This window comes from Rubripirellula tenax, assembly GCF_007860125.1.
Classification (GTDB): domain Bacteria; phylum Planctomycetota; class Planctomycetia; order Pirellulales; family Pirellulaceae; genus Rubripirellula; species Rubripirellula tenax.
Window position 1 is genome coordinate 677,082 of sequence record NZ_SJPW01000001.1, and the last position, 15,414, is coordinate 692,495.

Annotated in this window: 13 protein-coding genes; 4 read left to right on the forward strand and 9 right to left on the reverse strand. The window is 56.8% G+C overall.

All coding sequences use genetic code 11. From position 1 onward, the window contains the following. The first annotated feature begins 15 nt into the window (after positions 1 to 15). Positions 16 to 621: a phosphoribosylglycinamide formyltransferase gene (purN, locus tag Poly51_RS02440; RefSeq protein ID WP_146455112.1), complete on the forward strand. Its 606-nt coding sequence runs from the start codon at positions 16 to 18 to the stop codon at positions 619 to 621. 143 nt (positions 622 to 764) lie between these two features. On the opposite strand, the gene Poly51_RS02445 is transcribed toward purN, so the two are convergent. The 5 genes from Poly51_RS02445 to Poly51_RS02465 form a co-directional block, all read right to left on the reverse strand. Next, positions 765 to 1,580, reverse strand: a complete 816-nt coding sequence (locus Poly51_RS02445) for a PP2C family protein-serine/threonine phosphatase (RefSeq protein ID WP_146453872.1) — start codon at positions 1,578 to 1,580, stop codon at positions 765 to 767. Between the two features lie 142 nt (positions 1,581 to 1,722). Beyond that, on the reverse strand, positions 1,723 to 2,562 hold the full coding sequence (locus Poly51_RS02450; RefSeq protein ID WP_146453874.1) for a serine/threonine-protein kinase: 840 nt from the start codon (positions 2,560 to 2,562) through the stop codon (positions 1,723 to 1,725). Positions 2,563 to 2,681: 119 nt separating this feature from the next. Then, positions 2,682 to 3,950 carry a tetratricopeptide repeat protein gene (locus tag Poly51_RS02455; protein WP_146453878.1) on the reverse strand — a complete coding sequence of 423 codons (1,269 nt, stop codon included), beginning with the start codon at positions 3,948 to 3,950 and terminating at the stop codon, positions 2,682 to 2,684. Beyond that, a complete protein-coding gene (locus Poly51_RS02460; RefSeq protein ID WP_146453880.1) occupies positions 3,947 to 5,305 on the reverse strand; it encodes an ATP-binding protein in 1,359 nt (452 codons plus the stop codon). Before Poly51_RS02460 ends, Poly51_RS02455 begins: the two co-directional genes overlap by 4 nt. Positions 5,306 to 5,349: 44 nt before the next feature. Continuing rightward, complete coding sequence (locus Poly51_RS02465) at positions 5,350 to 5,562, reverse strand: hypothetical protein (protein ID WP_146453882.1); 213 nt, start codon at positions 5,560 to 5,562, stop codon at positions 5,350 to 5,352. Between the two features lie 185 nt (positions 5,563 to 5,747). On the opposite strand from Poly51_RS02465, the gene Poly51_RS02470 reads away from it, so the two are divergent. Continuing rightward, complete coding sequence (locus tag Poly51_RS02470; RefSeq protein ID WP_146453884.1) at positions 5,748 to 6,023, forward strand: hypothetical protein; 276 nt, start codon at positions 5,748 to 5,750, stop codon at positions 6,021 to 6,023. A 33-nt stretch (positions 6,024 to 6,056) separates the two neighbouring features. On the opposite strand, the gene Poly51_RS02475 is transcribed toward Poly51_RS02470, so the two are convergent. The 4 genes from Poly51_RS02475 to Poly51_RS02490 all read right to left on the reverse strand — a co-directional run bounded on the left by Poly51_RS02475 (position 6,057) and on the right by Poly51_RS02490 (position 12,413). Further along, complete coding sequence (locus tag Poly51_RS02475) at positions 6,057 to 8,654, reverse strand: hypothetical protein (protein WP_146453887.1); 2,598 nt, start codon at positions 8,652 to 8,654, stop codon at positions 6,057 to 6,059. 254 nt (positions 8,655 to 8,908) lie between these two features. Then, on the reverse strand, positions 8,909 to 10,720 hold the full coding sequence (locus Poly51_RS02480; protein ID WP_186775292.1) for a biotin attachment protein: 1,812 nt from the start codon (positions 10,718 to 10,720) through the stop codon (positions 8,909 to 8,911). A 155-nt stretch (positions 10,721 to 10,875) separates the two neighbouring features. Then, positions 10,876 to 12,045, reverse strand: coding sequence for a sodium ion-translocating decarboxylase subunit beta (locus Poly51_RS02485; protein ID WP_146453891.1), 1,170 nt, complete (start codon positions 12,043 to 12,045; stop codon positions 10,876 to 10,878). A 5-nt stretch (positions 12,046 to 12,050) separates the two neighbouring features. Next, positions 12,051 to 12,413, reverse strand: a complete 363-nt coding sequence (locus tag Poly51_RS02490; protein WP_146453893.1) for a hypothetical protein — start codon at positions 12,411 to 12,413, stop codon at positions 12,051 to 12,053. Between the two features lie 268 nt (positions 12,414 to 12,681). Here Poly51_RS02490 and Poly51_RS02495 point away from each other — a divergent pair, with 268 nt between their 5' ends. After that, a complete protein-coding gene (locus Poly51_RS02495) occupies positions 12,682 to 12,969 on the forward strand; it encodes a hypothetical protein (RefSeq protein ID WP_222435772.1) in 288 nt (95 codons plus the stop codon). Next, positions 12,966 to 15,404: a hypothetical protein gene (locus tag Poly51_RS02500; RefSeq protein ID WP_146453897.1), complete on the forward strand. Its 2,439-nt coding sequence runs from the start codon at positions 12,966 to 12,968 to the stop codon at positions 15,402 to 15,404. Before Poly51_RS02495 ends, Poly51_RS02500 begins: the two co-directional genes overlap by 4 nt. Positions 15,405 to 15,414 lie beyond the last annotated feature (10 nt).

Sequence of the window (15,414 nt, forward strand, 5' to 3'; positions counted from 1 at the left end):
CACGAACCCGATCATATGCCAGTCGCCGTTTTCTTAAGCGGCGGCGGTCGAACACTGGAAAACTTGATCGTCCACCGTGACCAACACGGCTTGCCGATCGACCTTCGATTGGTGATTAGCAGCAGTGCCAAAGTCCGTGGTGTCGAGGTTGCTCGCGCGGCGGGCATCCCGACGCAAGTGATTTTGAAGAGTCAATTTCCGAGCGACGAAGCGTACTGCCAAGCGATGTTCGACCCGTGTCGCGGCGCCGGCGCGACGTGGGTGGTGATGGCGGGCTTCTTGAAGCATGTTTTGGTTCCGGCGGACTTTGCAAACCGTGTCATCAACATCCACCCGTCGTTGCTGCCCGCGTTTGGTGGTCCTGGAATGTATGGTGATCGGGTGCACGCTGCGGCGATCGCACGTGGCGTCCAAATCAGCGGTTGCACGGTCCACTTCGTCGATAACCTGTACGACAACGGCCCGATCATCTTGCAGAAATCGTGCCCCGTAAAACCCGACGACACGCCAGACTCGTTGGCCGCACGTGTCTTCGATGTCGAATGCGAAACGTTACCCGCCGCCATCAAAAAGCTAGCGGTCGATGCCCGCACCCAGTCGCGAAGCGACGACAGGCGATAGCCTTGGACGCCAGTCTCAGGAAAACAAACGACGAAACGCATCGAAGTCGCGAAGCGACGACAGGCGTTATGGCGGGATACGCATGCCGTCGCTCTGCGACTGGGTTGCTATCGTCGCTCTGCGACTGGGAACCGCATCGCGAACTACGGCGAGAAGATTAGGATGGCCAAGTCGTCGGGTTTTCCCGGTTGGCCGTCTTTTTGTTCGTTCATTCGGCGGGTCGCCAGATCCGTCAGTGCCGCCATGCGTTTTTCTGGCTTGCCGCTCTTTGCCAATTCGACCACTTCGCCCAGGTGCAAGTTGTCGAACAAACCGTCGCTGCCGACGACGACGGAATCTCGCGCCGACAACAGGATCGCGGGTCCGATTTCGATGTGCATGCTTCGTGAACCGACCAAGTTGGACACCAGGTGGCGCTCGTCGTGGTGCATGGCCGCCTGTTCGTCCAGCATCCCCGACTCGATCGCATATCCGACCGGCGAATGAGGCGTCGACTTCCATTTTAACGAACCGCGTTGCCCAATCATCAAGGTCATCGAATCGCCGACTTGGTAGGCACGCGCCATCCGGTCTTGGATCTCGACCACCGCCAACGTCGTCGCCGCGCCGATTCCCAAATCCAAAATTTCGTGATTGGCCCGTTCGATGCCGTCCAAAATCGCCGGACGAAGATCCGCAAAGGGTGCCGCCTGCTGGACACCTTCCATAATCGACTCAACCGCGATGGCCGAAGCCTTGTATCCGAGCGGGCAACCGCCAACGCCGTCGGCGACCACCATGACGATGCCACCCGACGAAGTTTGGATCATGGCCGCCGAGTCGTCATTCGGTTCGATCTTGCCAGGACAACGCCGACAGAAGACGGCGACATGACCATGTACAACGTCGATAACGTCTACCCGGTCCATATCGGACTCGACAAAGACACGACGAATCGATTGAGTGGTTGTTGTCAGCATGGTTTTAAGTTGAGTGATGGTCCAATAGCCCGGAGGGGGGCCCGAGCCGCCGGTCGGGCAATCGACACGCAAAATGTCGCCAGCATTGTGGCCGAATCCCGTTGTCGCGTGCTAGAGCTATTTCATTGTAGCCCTCAGCCCATCACCTTCTGGCAAATCGAATTGCCTTCAAACGCACTTTTTCCCAGTCTGCTAGCAACGCGTTCGCGTCGCGATACCTGTGACGAGGGAGGATTTCGAGGGTTTTGCGGATCACAACGATTAAGTCCGGATGCGCGCGCTTTCGAAGGTTTGCGGACCCCGCCATCGGCCAGGTGAACGGATATTCAGGCCATTTGCTTGAAAACATCCGGTACGCGATCAATCCGATCGAAAAAACGTCGGATCGTGCCGACGGTTTCCCCATCGCCTGTTCGGGTGCCATGTAACCGACAGTACCGGTGCCGCTGGCGCTGATCGTTTTTTGGGCTGCTTTGGCGATCCCAAAGTCCGCCAGCCTAAGGACGTTGTCGTCGAACAACAGAATGTTCTCGGGCTTGATGTCACAGTGGATCACACCACGCTGGTGAGCGTGTGCGACGCCACTGATGACCTGTTCGATCATGTTGAACGCCGTCTCAAAAGCCATTCTTTTGGACAAACGATCGTCCAGCGTCCTTTCGGCGAGCGGCGACACGATCACAAATTGGCCATCGATGAACGAGGCGTCGCGGATCGGCAAGATGTTGGGATGATCCAACTTCATCGTCAGCCGTGCTTCGCGCCGAAATTCTTCCAACATGCTCGGCGATACCAGCTCGGCCGATGGGATCTTCAGCGCCACCTTGATCCCCAGCAACGTATCGGTTGCCGCGTAGACTGTTGCGAAACCGCCCGAGCCCATCCGTCGGTCTAAGCGATACTTTCCGATCCGCGAACCGATGCGAAGCTTCGCAATCGTTGTCGCTTTGTGGGTGGGTCGATGGATCGGGACTTTGGACAAGGCGTGTGCTCGGGGGAGTGATCAAAGTACGCTCGCAGCGGTATCCCAATATCTTCGTCGGGATCACAACCTTGTCTACAGCAACGGCGCTCTTTTGCGGATCGCGTCTCAAGATCGTGTTACCTTCGTACGGGTTGGGCGGCTATCAACTGGCTTCCAATCTGAATGCCTAACAAGCTGTAGCCATAGGCTTGGAACGATGACAAGAACGGCTCAAACGACGCACTCATCGACGCACTGATCAGTCCGTAAATCGGCACGCACGCGACCAACATGCCGGCGGCACCGACCAACCATCGACGTTGGTTCGTCGGCATCGCAAAAGCCGCCGCGACCAACACGGCTCCGCCCATCCAGTACGCCGCAATCAGGATCGCCAGCAACAAACCGTCCGTCCACCATCCGATCGCAAAACCGAAAACGGCTAGCCCCAAGCACGGAGCGATCAGATTGGAAGCCCACCGTTCGGTACGGTTCAACAGGTGTTGCCCGAACGGGTGAAACCGAAGCACGGTGTTGAACAGCGGATTGGCGATCCAGGTCAGCACGACGAAAACGACATAGAAAAACAGGATCGGCAGAATCAGCGGCCCCAGCGTGGGGATCCGATTGGCAAGCGAACCGAGAACCTGCATCAGCAACCAAGCGCCAAAAATCAGTCCGAATGCCGCCCTCGAATTCAGTCGCCCCATCGCGACATAAAATCGGTGAATTTGGCGAAACACGAAGCTGCGATTGTTCATCGCCGTCATCAATCCCTGGCGGGCCATCTCGTCGTGCGGGTCTAATCGCAGAGCTTCGCGAAACGCGACCTGAGCCTCTTTGTGTTGGCCGTTGTTGACCAGCGTCCAGCCGAGTGCCGCGTGCGAGAGCGCGTTGTCGGGGTCTCGTGCGAGATTCGCGCGCGACGCCGCGATCGCTTCATCGCCCCGTCCGAGTCGCTCTAGCGTGATCGCCCGCAAGTTCCCGCAATCGATGTGTTCGGCGTCGACCGATAAACCCTGTTCCGCCGCATCCAAGGCCGCTTGATAGTTGCTTTGCCCCAACCGAGTCCGTGAAAGGACGGCGTGATAATCTGCGTCGTAGGGGTCCAGCCGCAACGATTCGAAGATCGCCGTTTCGGCTTCCGGGTATCGATTGCGAGTCAGCAAGCATTGGGCCATCGCAAAGTGCGTGAACGGCGAATCCGGTTCGATGCCGACCGACATCTTCGCTTCCTCGGTGGCTTCGTCCCAGCGCGAATCGTCCGCCAAAATCACCAGCGCCAACAGCGCATGCGCGTGAGCATCGCGTGGTTCTTCGGCCAGCATCCGACGCAAATCGTTCTCGGCAAGATCCATGCGTCCGGTACCGGCCAGCATCTGTGCCCGCTGATATCGATCGCTCATCGTTTGATCTTCAAATAGTCAAGAATGTCGTCGTACAAACCGCCTTCGTTGGCATACAACGCGTGGTTACGAGCCGTCGAGAACCACTCGCGAGTCGACGGGCGGACTTCTTTGGCCGACGCTAACAAGTCCTTCGTCGTGATCGGTTTGGGCATGCCCGTTTTGACCGCTTCGTGCAGCTTCGCTTCGATCGCCCGGTCGACGACCGCTTTGATGTCGGCGCCCGAGTACTCGTCGGTCTTCGCCGCGATCTTTGACACATCGACGTCATCGGTCGGCTTGCCGGTTAACTGCAACTGCAAAATTTCCGCACGCGCGGCGGCATCGGGCGGCGGGACAAACACGATCCGGTCAAACCGCCCGGGGCGCCGAAATGCCGAATCCAGGTGCCACGGAGTGTTGGTGGCTGCCAAGCACAACAGCCCGTCGTTGTTCGCTTCGATGCCATCGAGTTCCGACAAGAACTGGTTGATCAGTTGCCGGCCACCGCTGCGTTTCATGTCACTGCGACTGGCTCCCAACGCATCAACTTCGTCAAAGAACAACACGCACGGCTTGCTGCGGCGTGCCTGTTCGAAGATCGCGTGCAAGTTCTTTTCGCTGTTGCCGATCCACATGTCTAACACGTCACTGATACCGATCGACAAAAAACCGGCTTTGACTTCGCCCGCGGTAGCTCGCGCAAGGTGCGTCTTGCCGCATCCGGGAGGCCCATAAAGCAGGATACCGCCGCCGACTTTCTTGCCGTATGCAGCGAACATTTCGGCGTGTTCGATCGGGTAAATGATTTTGACGCGGATATCTTCTTTGACCGATTCCATGCCGCCGACCGATTCGAACCCTTCGGTCGGACGAAACATTTCAAATTCGGGATCATCGTCGTCGTAGTCGCCTTCCTGCCACGCGGCGCCTTGCGGTTCGGATTCTTCGTCCTGTTCGCGGAAGTCGCTGATGCCCAGCAGACTCTCCAGTTCGGCATCCGCTACGTCTTCATTTCGATCAACGGCATCGCGATAGGTCGACACGGCACCGCGAATATCGCCGCTTCGTTGCAGCAGCCGGGCGTGCATGACCATCGCCCGCGGATCGGCGTTCTTGCCGGATGCCAACGTTTCGACGATCGCCATCGCGTGCGAGTCTTTTCGCTGACGAAAATAGATGTCGGCCAGCGACAATTGCAACACGACATCGCCGGGGTGCCGCGAAAGCGATTCGCGGACGTTCGTTTCAGCTTCTTCGTACCGCATCAAATCGACCAGCAGCCGAGTCAATTGGTTTGACAGTTCGATGTTCTCGGGCGAGACCGCAACGGCGCTCCGAAGTGCTGCGATGGCGGCTTGGTTGGGATCGGTCACAGTTCGAACGGCTCCGCAGATGCGTGAGGGGAATTGAGTTTTTTTTATTCGGCCGTCGATGAAGGCTCAACCGGCAATACTGATTCGGACGGGTCGACTTCGATCACTTTTTCTTTTGCCGGTTCCGCTGCTGATTCCACTCGATGGAGCGTCCCAATGGCGACGGTCGTGCCAGCGGCGCCGATCAAGAACAATGCAACAGGGATGAGCAATCCGCTGCGAGAAGATTCAAACCGTGCAAATGGATCGTTCGACATCGGGGCCGCGCGGAGTGGAGAGAGTTTGTCATTCGCCCTCAATCGTAAGCGAAATCAGGACAGCCGGTTAGCCGACGCAGCCTCGACGAGGTCTTTTTGCCTGGGCGAAGAACGCGTGCAAGAGTTCCGGGCCACACCAGTTTGTAACCCGCATACCTCCACGTCACGTTTACTGAGTTGCCTGGATGAAATTTGCCGCCTCTACTCGCATTTTCGTTGTCGCTTCCATCGCGATCGCCACGATGTCCGTCGCCAATGCCCGCAGTCCCATGAACCGATACCGGGGCAATATGGGACGTTCGTCGGCACCGACCCGCCAAGTGTATTCACCGCCCACGATTCAGCCCTCTGCGATTCAGCAATTCGGGACTCAGCCTTCCGTGACAACGACGACGATCAACGATGCCGAACGGATGACAAAGCTGTATGGCCCCAGCATCCTGGATCGCGACTTGAAGTAACGATAGCCTTCCGTCACTGGGTACCTGGACGCTTCAATTCGGTTGAATGTCAACGCTGGTTTCGTCCAGTTTTTTGAGCCGAACATCGGACATCCGGTACTTCACGATTTCTTGACTCACGGGGGATCTGCGTGCGTTACTGTAACGCCCGATTTGCACCAGATGATCCGTTTGCAGTGGCACACTGACTTCGGTGAATTGTTTTCCGTCAATAAACGTTCGATAACCGTCGGGGAACGCATCGATTCGCAGTTCGGATCGAATGGAAGGCTTGGCTCTTGTGAGCAGTCGGAAGTTGCCTTTCCCCTCCTCCCAGGTGACTTCCGGCAACTCGTCCTGCATGAAGCGTCGAAACCCAGGCTGAACGGTCAGTATCGGACCTCGTTTGTCGGTCGCATAAGCGGCGCCGCTTGTCGCACCCACTAGCAGTGACACGCCGTAGGGATCGCCCACCAAGCCTTTTTCTACCGGTATCAACTCGATAACCGCACTCAATCGCAGCGGCGGATCCAATGCCAACGGAATCAGAAGGACCGCCTGGCGTACCGTCGCAGAAACTTGAAACTCGACGAATCCAGACGCGATCGTTTCCACCGCTTCGGCCGACACATCGCTTGGGATCGAGTCGCTTGGGGACGAGTCGTCGGCGACCTCGTTCGACGGTTCGCTTGCATCAGCATTGGCCGACGGAAGGGTCGTTCCGTAATTGAACTCGGCGTAGTAACCGATTTCGAAACAATCACGCAGGTCCTGTTCCGTCAGGACAATTTCCTCGCCATCGTTTAGCGTTCGCAATCGGCTGGATCGTCGTTGGTACCTCGCAAGACTCTTGGAAAGCTCTGAGTTTTCGGTCACTTCCTGGCGGGCTTCCTCGATCGCCATGTCCAAACGACCCAGTCGGGCATCGTCAAGCGGTTCGTATGTTGCGTGCAACGCGTCGTGGATATCCAACCAGGAGTCTTCGCGTTCCGACTGGACCACTTGGATTGAAAACTGTTTGATTTCCTCGGTATGCGCATTGAAAAAATGCATGGCGTTGCTACTGATCCGATCACCGTAAACCGACAAAAGCCAATTCAAATCGTCAAAATCGCCGGCCTGCCAAAGCGTAGCGACGATCGGTGGCAGGCTTGATTCGCGAACCTCGGGATGGGCGTCGGCCATCGAAAAAGCTTGCAACCGATCAACGACGGTCTTTGCAACTTTGCGAATGCGCGCGTTCTGGCCTAGTCGTTCCGTGCAGGCTGCTTCATGGATGCGAGTGTACAACGCGTCGCTATACTTGAAGAAAACGCTGCCGATCATCTTTTCGCCGCCCACACACATCTCGGCGAACCAGAGTTGCTTTTCGGGCGATCCGCCCCACTTGGTCTTCATCGCCGAACGACTGGTCTCCCACGCGAGCTTGTTGTCCACAGCCGTGGCTAGGCTATGGCGGAACCATTCGTCGTCGGAACGTGGCGTTGTGCCAGACCAGTATTGAAGTGCCCCCAACTTCGCTGGCAGGATGGTGTGACGCGGTTCGATCGACCAAGCTTTCAACAAATGGTCCGCCGATCGTTTCGCGAAGTCACCGAACTGATCTAACCTTTCGGGATCGGTTTCGTTGATGTATTTGGTACCGCGATAGGTGGCGGCAATGTTCGTCAGTATTAACGACACCAGCAGATGGCGCAATTCGGGCGCTACCGCCGGATTTTGGCATCGGTCCAATTCGATCAGCAAGTCGACTGCCGCGGGCGAATTGGTCGCTGATAAAAGATTGTAGGTCTCGGTGAATTGGAACGAAACGATCGGGTATTCCGGCTTCGTTGTCTCGATCCACTCCCACAACCTAACCGCGAAAGGGCTGTACTCGGAGACAGCCTCGGCGTACTCGATTGGTTCGACCGAACCTCTGGTAAGTCGAAATGAGTGGTAGACGAAAGCGGTCGTGGGGATCGACATCGTGCGATCTTTGCGGTGTGCGAACAACGCCCTTGCCACTTCATGGAATGAGTCATCATTTTCGGGCAAGTTGCGAAGCAGACATGCCAAAACGAGAGGATCATTGACGCCCGAATCTCTCGCTTCTTGCAGGACGACAAAGTCTTCGGAATCGTACTCGCTTCGCGAAACGGTTGCGAAAAGGATGCGATCAAGAGCCTCGGTCACATGCGGGGGAACTCGATTCGAACTTGACCGATCCGCGGCTAGTTCGCCGATCATCGCATCGGTCATTGGCTTGCAACCTCGCAGCAGGTCCGAGTACGTGAAAGCATTCGGCCCGATGAAGGGAGTGGTGTAAGGATCGGCGAGTGCTTGATCGAGATGCGGATCGGCGGCACGCACTCTGGCTTCCGTCCGGTCAACGTCTGCGAGGATATCGACACAGTCGGCCGACAACCGATCCAAAATGCGCATCATCTCGGCCGAAGCGAACGCCTCGCTGGGCGGTTGCAGTCCCGGCATGTACTTGGCGTACTCCGGCGGCGGACCAGCGGGCTGATATTCAATCGGTCCGGCCGATGGGTATTTTGCCTGCAACCACCAAGACCAGCCGCCGATGATTGCCAAGACCGGAACGGCAAAAAGCAACATCTTGAACAAACGGGAACGAGATCGCGTTTGCCCGTCAAGCTGATTGGTCATCGCGAGTTTCTCCGAAAAGGAAGACTGCAAAGGCCGACCCGTCCAGCCTGCTGCTGGAAAAACTCGAAAGTCTCTATGCCCACCATCATTTCGATCGCATCTCTATCGCTCCCATGATATCCGGGAATGCCTACGCGGGGGGACTCCGAGGCGAGCGATCAATACGTGGGATAGGCTTCCAGCCTGTCTAGCGAGAAACGACAGGCTGGAAGCCCATCCCACGTATCAAATCCGTCCGTTGTTTTCACGCGACGCTAAGTGACTGCTTCCAGCTTTGCCAACACTTGCCCGCCGGCGATTTGCTGGCCGACGCTTACGCATATTTCCGCGATCTTGCCTGCGGTCGGTGATGCGATTTCAATTTCCATTTTCATCGCTTCCAGGATCAAGATCGTGTCGCCTTCGCGAACGTTGTCACCGGCTTCGGCAACCAGTTTGAAAACGGCGCCGGGCATTTGAGCCGTCACGTCGGTGGTGGCTGCCGCGGCGGGCGCCGTCGACGCGGATTTTCCGGACGAACGAGGCCGCATGTCGACGCGGTAGACTTTGCCATCGACGGTTGCCGTGTTGCCTTCGAATGCCATGAAGACTTCGCGTCCGTTCACGGTGACGGTGTATTCGGCCGGTCCCGTTCGCGGAGCCGCAGATTTTTCCGTTGCCGCGTCACGATCGATCTTCCGGACACCGACTTCCGCTTCGCCCTTGAGGAACTTGATCCCTTTCTCTTTGCATGCTGCCGCGATGAAAATGTTTTCATCGGTGGTCGGCAATCCTTCGGCTTCCAAAATCTTTTTCGTCGCTGCGATGCCCTTGTTCGGGTCGGCGTCGTTCAGTTCCAAAACCGGCCGCGTGGTCGGTTCGATTTTCAGTTGCGTTTTGGCAAGCTCGATCACGTCGGCATCGGGCGGGACGGGCGTTTTTCCAAAATATCCCAGCACCATCTTGCCGTACGGTTCGGCGATCTTTTTCCATGGCCCGAACATCACGTTGTTGAACGCTTGCTGGAAATAGAACTGCGACACGGGCGTGACCGAGGTGCCGTAACCGCCTTTGCGGACCACGTCGCTCATCGCCAAGATGATTTCCGGATACCTATCCATGATGCCGTTGTCGCGAAGCATTTGCGTGTTCGCCGTCAACGCGCCGCCCGGCATCGGACTCCACGGGATCAGCGGTTCGACGGCGGTGGCTTCGGGCGGCAAGAAATAGTCCTTCATGCAATCCTTGAACACTTCTTCGGCCTGGCGGACTTTTTCGACGTCAATGTCCAATTCGTACTCGGTCCCTCGCAGCGCGTGCCACATCACCAAGATGTCCGGCTGGCACGTTCCACCGCTGCACGGCGCCATCGACAAATCGATCGCATCGGCGCCCCCGTCGATGGCGGCTTTGTTGGCCAGCACCGACACGCCCGCGGTTTCATGAGTGTGAAAGTGAATGAAAGTATCGGCGGGCAACATTTTCCGCGCCGCGCGAATCGTTTCATAGACCTTCGACGGTACCGCCGTTCCGGATGCATCTTTGAAACAGACCGCGTCGAACGGAATGTCGGCATCCAAGATGTCTTGCAACGTCTTGGCATAGAACGCCGCATCGTGGGCACCGGTGCATCCCGGCGGCAATTCCATCAACGTCACGCAAACTTGATGCTTCAGCCCCGCGTCGACGATGCATTGGCCGCTGTAGATCAAGTTGTTGACGTCATTGAGCGCGTCGAAGTTGCGGATCGTCGTCATGCCGTGTTTCTTGAAAAGATCGGCATGCAGTTTGACGATGTCGCTGGATTGCGAATCGAGCCCGACGACGTTCACACCGCGGGCGAGCGTCTGCAAATTCGCATCCGGTCCGGCCGTGGCGCGAAAGGCGTCCATCATGTCGAACGCGTCTTCGTTGCAATAGAAGTACAGAGACTGAAACCGCGCTCCGCCGCCAGCTTCGAGCCAATCGATGCCCGCGTCCCGCGCCGCTTCCACCGCCGGCAAGAAGTCTTTGGTAAACACCCGAGCGCCGTAGACCGACTGAAAACCGTCCCGAAACGCAGTGCACATGAAGCGAATTTTTTTCATCAGACCGGGAGTAGGTTTTAGGTGTTAGGTAATAGGTTTTAGGCAATTGTGTGTTTGGTGAGTTCTTTAGCGGACGGGTTACATTTTGAAGCGACGCGAATTTTGCTGTCGCCTGCTACCCAACTTCCTAAAACCTAACACCTAACACCTATTCCCTACTTCGTCAGTACCGACCACAACACACCGGCGGCGATGGCGCTGCCGACGACGCCGGCCACGTTGGGAGCCATCGCGTGCATCAGTAGGAAGTTGTGGGGGTCTTCTTTTTGGCCGACCATTTGCACGACGCGTGCCGAATCGGGAACTGCCGATACGCCTGCGGCGCCGATCAGTGGGTTGATTTTCTCGGTCAAAAACAGATTCATGAACTTGGCAAACATGACTCCGCCGGCCGTGGCCACGGAAAACGAGGTGGCACCGAGTCCAAAGATCAACAACGAACCGGGCGTCAAAAACGTGTCTGCTTGTGTGCTGGCGCCTACGCTGAAACCCAGCAAGATCGTGATGATGTCGATCAGCGCCGTTCGTGCCGTGACGGCCAACCGTTCAGTCACCGTGCTTTCTTTCAACAGGTTGCCAAAGAACAGCATCCCCAACAACACGATCGCGCCGGGTGCGATCAACGTGGTGATCAAAAACGCGACGACGGGAAACAACATCCGCTCGCGCCGTGACACGTGGCGAGGCGGTTTCATACGGATCAACCGTTCTTCTCGCGTCGTCAGCAGCCGCATGATCGGTGGCTGGATGACGGGAACGAGTGCCATGTACGAGTAGGCTGCAATCGCGATCGCACCCAACAAGTGCGGCGCCAACTTTGCGGACAAGAAGATCGCGGTCGGTCCGTCGGCGCCACCGATGATGCCGATCGCGCCAGCTTCCTGAAAGTTGAAGTCCAAGAACAATGCACCGACGAACGTCAAAAAGACGCCGATCTGTGCCGCTGCACCCAACAGCACCAGCTTCGGGTTCGACAGCATTGTCGAAAAATCGGTCATCGCGCCGATCCCCAAAAAGATCAGCGGCGGATAGATGCCTTGTTTGACGCCGAAGTACAGGTAGCTCAGGACGCTGCCGGGTACATATTTGACCTCGTTCCCCTCCAGCAACCACTTCGCTTCGTCATAAACGCTAAGCGACATGCCGGGGATGATCGGGATGTTGCCGACGATTGCGCCCATGCCGATCGGAACCAATAGCAACGGTTCGTAGTCTTTTCGGATCGCCAATGTGATGAAGCCGATGCCGATCAGGATCATGATCGCGTTGCCCCACGTCATCGACGCAAAGCCCGTCGTTTTCAAAAACTCAAACAGAATGTCCATCGGTGTTATCGATCTTCCGTTGGCTTGGTTTGGTTTTCGTAGTTCTTAAGTTCGCTGTGCAGAACAAATCCGATCGCGGCAAGGACCGCGTCATCTTCTTTGGCTTTCGATTCCGGCCGCGAGGGTGGGCCGCCGTGTTCGATCTCCGGACAGTAACGATCCAGAAGCGCCGCCAATCGTGGCATCGTGGCGATGAACATCGTCAACAACAACAGTGCCGCAAATACGATCGCCAAACCAGCAACCGCGATCGAAAAACCGCGTGCATAAACCGATTCGCCGACCAAGGCGACCGAGTACGAAACTTCGCCGACTCGGAAACCCGGCGACGCGATTTGGCCAAAAACCAACGAAAAACACTGCGACATCGATCGTCATGTCCGGCGCGAAAGGGGAGCGGGCGAAGCCGACAAGTGCTCGCAAGGGGAGAAGCTAACGCATTCATCCTTGCGGTTCATCCCCGTGACGGCCAGGAAACACTACAATTCGGACTCCACGACGGATGTGGCGTCGAAAACGTGATCCGTTGTTGTGGTTCTTGTCACCTTTTCACTCGGGTTGCTTGTGGACATGCCCTCACCGACAAAGGCATCTTTGCCCAAGACGCCGTCTTTTGAGCCGGTTCAAACCAGCCGAATGTTGCCGCGGATCTCGTTTCGTTGGATGTTCGGCCTGACGACGATCGGCGCGATTTTGGCGGCCGTGGGCAAAGCCGCTGGCAGTGGCGGTGCGATCGCAGTCTCGTTGATGTTCGCGGTGGGGTTTATTGTCGCGTGCTTTGCGGCGTATGCGTTCGTCTTCTTCATCGCGCTCAGCGTCTCGTCGCTGTGGCATGGCGAAGTCGAAGACGCTTTGAAGGGAAGTCCCTTTGCCGCTGACCAATTGCCGCCGCAAATTTTGCCACCTCGGGAGAGTCGTTCATGACGCGGTTGCTTGCCAACACACCGATCGCTTTGGCAATGTTGTTCGCATCTTGCATCGGTTCGTGCATCGTGGCGAATCGTGGACGCGCTGATTCCATCCTCGGCGAGCAATTGTCGACGTTTACGATCCCATCGCCCGGCGCAAAGGTGCTCGGGTTTCGATGTGACGTAACAGTCGGAAACGTCATGTCGGCTGGATACGTTCCGGTCGAAATATCGCTTCGCGGCGTCGGCGTGTTTCCAGCAGACCGCCGTTTGACAGTACGGATCCAGACACAACCGGAGGGCCAAGCGCCGCCACGCAACGGTTTGACGATCAACTTGCCGATCGTCGCGACTCAAGGTTCGTCGGTCGTAACGGTGAATCGCTATGTGCCGAAGTGGTCGGCTGGCGTTTCGTGGAACGTATCGATCTGGGAGGACGGCCGGCCGTTACCTGAATACGAAGCAAACATTGGCAATCGACTGCCGGCCAACGGATTTCGATTTCGCCAACTCTTGCCGGACGAAACGGATTTTAATTCTGTTCTTGTCATCAAAGACGACGTCGCCACGGTCGACACATTGCCGGAAATGCAATCGATGTTGAACGACTTTTCGTTCGCGTACGGCCGATCATCACCGGTTCCTACGAAGGCAGAGGACCCAACGTTTTACGAGAACATGCTTCGTTCGAATTGGATGTCGGCGATCGGCCAATCGGAGTTGCCGACGGATTGGCGAGGGTACAACAATCACGACGCCGTCCTGTTGGATCCGGTCGCGATCGAGCAAGTTCGGTCGAACCCGGCTGGGCTTGCGGCACTGCGAGACTTCGTTCTAGTGGGCGGAATCGTGGTGGTTTACGAAGCTGGGGAACCAAACGAAACCCTAAAATCGTTGGACTTCGCTTGGACTGACGATGCTGCCGCGCGGCAGCAGATCGGGCCGATGGTGGCACAACTGGAAGCGATGCAAAAGAGTGAAGACAAAGAGGCTCGTGAAGAATTGGCAGCCATCAAGTCGCATATCCAGGAGATTCAAGAAGCCGAAAAAAGCGGCAGCAAGAAAATCGCAACCGAGTCGCCACAGCCCGGGGCACTTCCGACCGCTGCCCAGCCCAACGGGCTGATGTACGGCACGGCAGTGGATGGCGAAGCAGCGGTCACGATCTACGGAGAACTCGAATACTGGTTCCCCACCGACCTAGAGAATGCGATCGAGTACCGCGACAGGGCAGAAAAAGAGTTGGCCGAAATGCGCCGTTCGTCGCCGATCAATTTGTCGATGCCAAGTCCCGACGTCTTCATGCAGCCCGTCGGCGCTGGCATGGTCATTGGTACGACCGCCGGTATCAATGAACCAGATGATCAGTCGAAATGGAGCGTTGTTCACGGTTTGTTTGGCTACCGGATTTCGCCGATGTTGCGACGGGGGATTGACCCGATGATTGGCGATCGTCGTTTTGACCGCTGGTTAATTCCCGGTGTCGCCCAACCGCCGGTCTATACGTTCATGGCGTTGCTTGTTGGTTTCGTTGTCCTGGTTGGGCCCGTCGCCTATCGTAAAACGTCCAAGAGTGGTCGCAGCTATTTGATGTTTGCGATCGCACCGTTGTTGGCGATGCTGACCACGACCGCCATGTTTGCTTATGGCATCGTGTCCGATGGGTTCGGTACTTCGACTCGAATACGGCAATTGACATTCATTGACGGTGGGTCGGGCGACGGCGCCGAACGGGTACGGGCAACCTACTTTGCCGGGATTCGTCCCAGCGATGGGATCCAATTCCCAGCGATCGCCGAAGTCATGCAGTATCCAGAAGGCAGCACGGATTCGTGGCAGGATCGTTTTTTTGAGTCTCCATCGATTATCGGTGCAATCAGCATTGACGAAGAAATTCAACGCTTTGATTCGTCGTTTCTGCCGTCCCGCCAACAGTGTCAATTCATTTTGCATTTGCCCCGGCGAGGCGTCGGCCATGTCGAGTTGGTCGCCGCGACAGAGGGGACGCCCGACAAAATAAAAAGCACGTTTGATTTTCCGCTGCGGTCGATCGTGCTGCGCAATCGTGACGGCGGCTACTGGACGGCTGACGCCGTTGGGCCCCGTGCGACCATCGACGCGAAGCCGGTCGCGTCAAAGGTTGCCACGAAGTTGATGGGCCGAATGTATAGCGAATACCGACCCATCTCCGTCACCAAGCAAGCCGGAAATCGGCAAAACTACAGCAACGCAATTTTTGATTTGGTTTTGGATACGAACCGACTGATTGATAGCCAAAATGTTATGACCGACGGTTCATTCGAATTGGTGCTGCAGCAACGTTTGCAATCCGACGGCGATATCCCGGCCGGTTACTTCATCGCGACGGCTGAGCCAAGCGGCGACGTCATTTGCATCGACGAAGTCGATACCGTCGATAGTGTTCGCTACCTCTTTGGGACGCTTCCGTAGACGATGAATT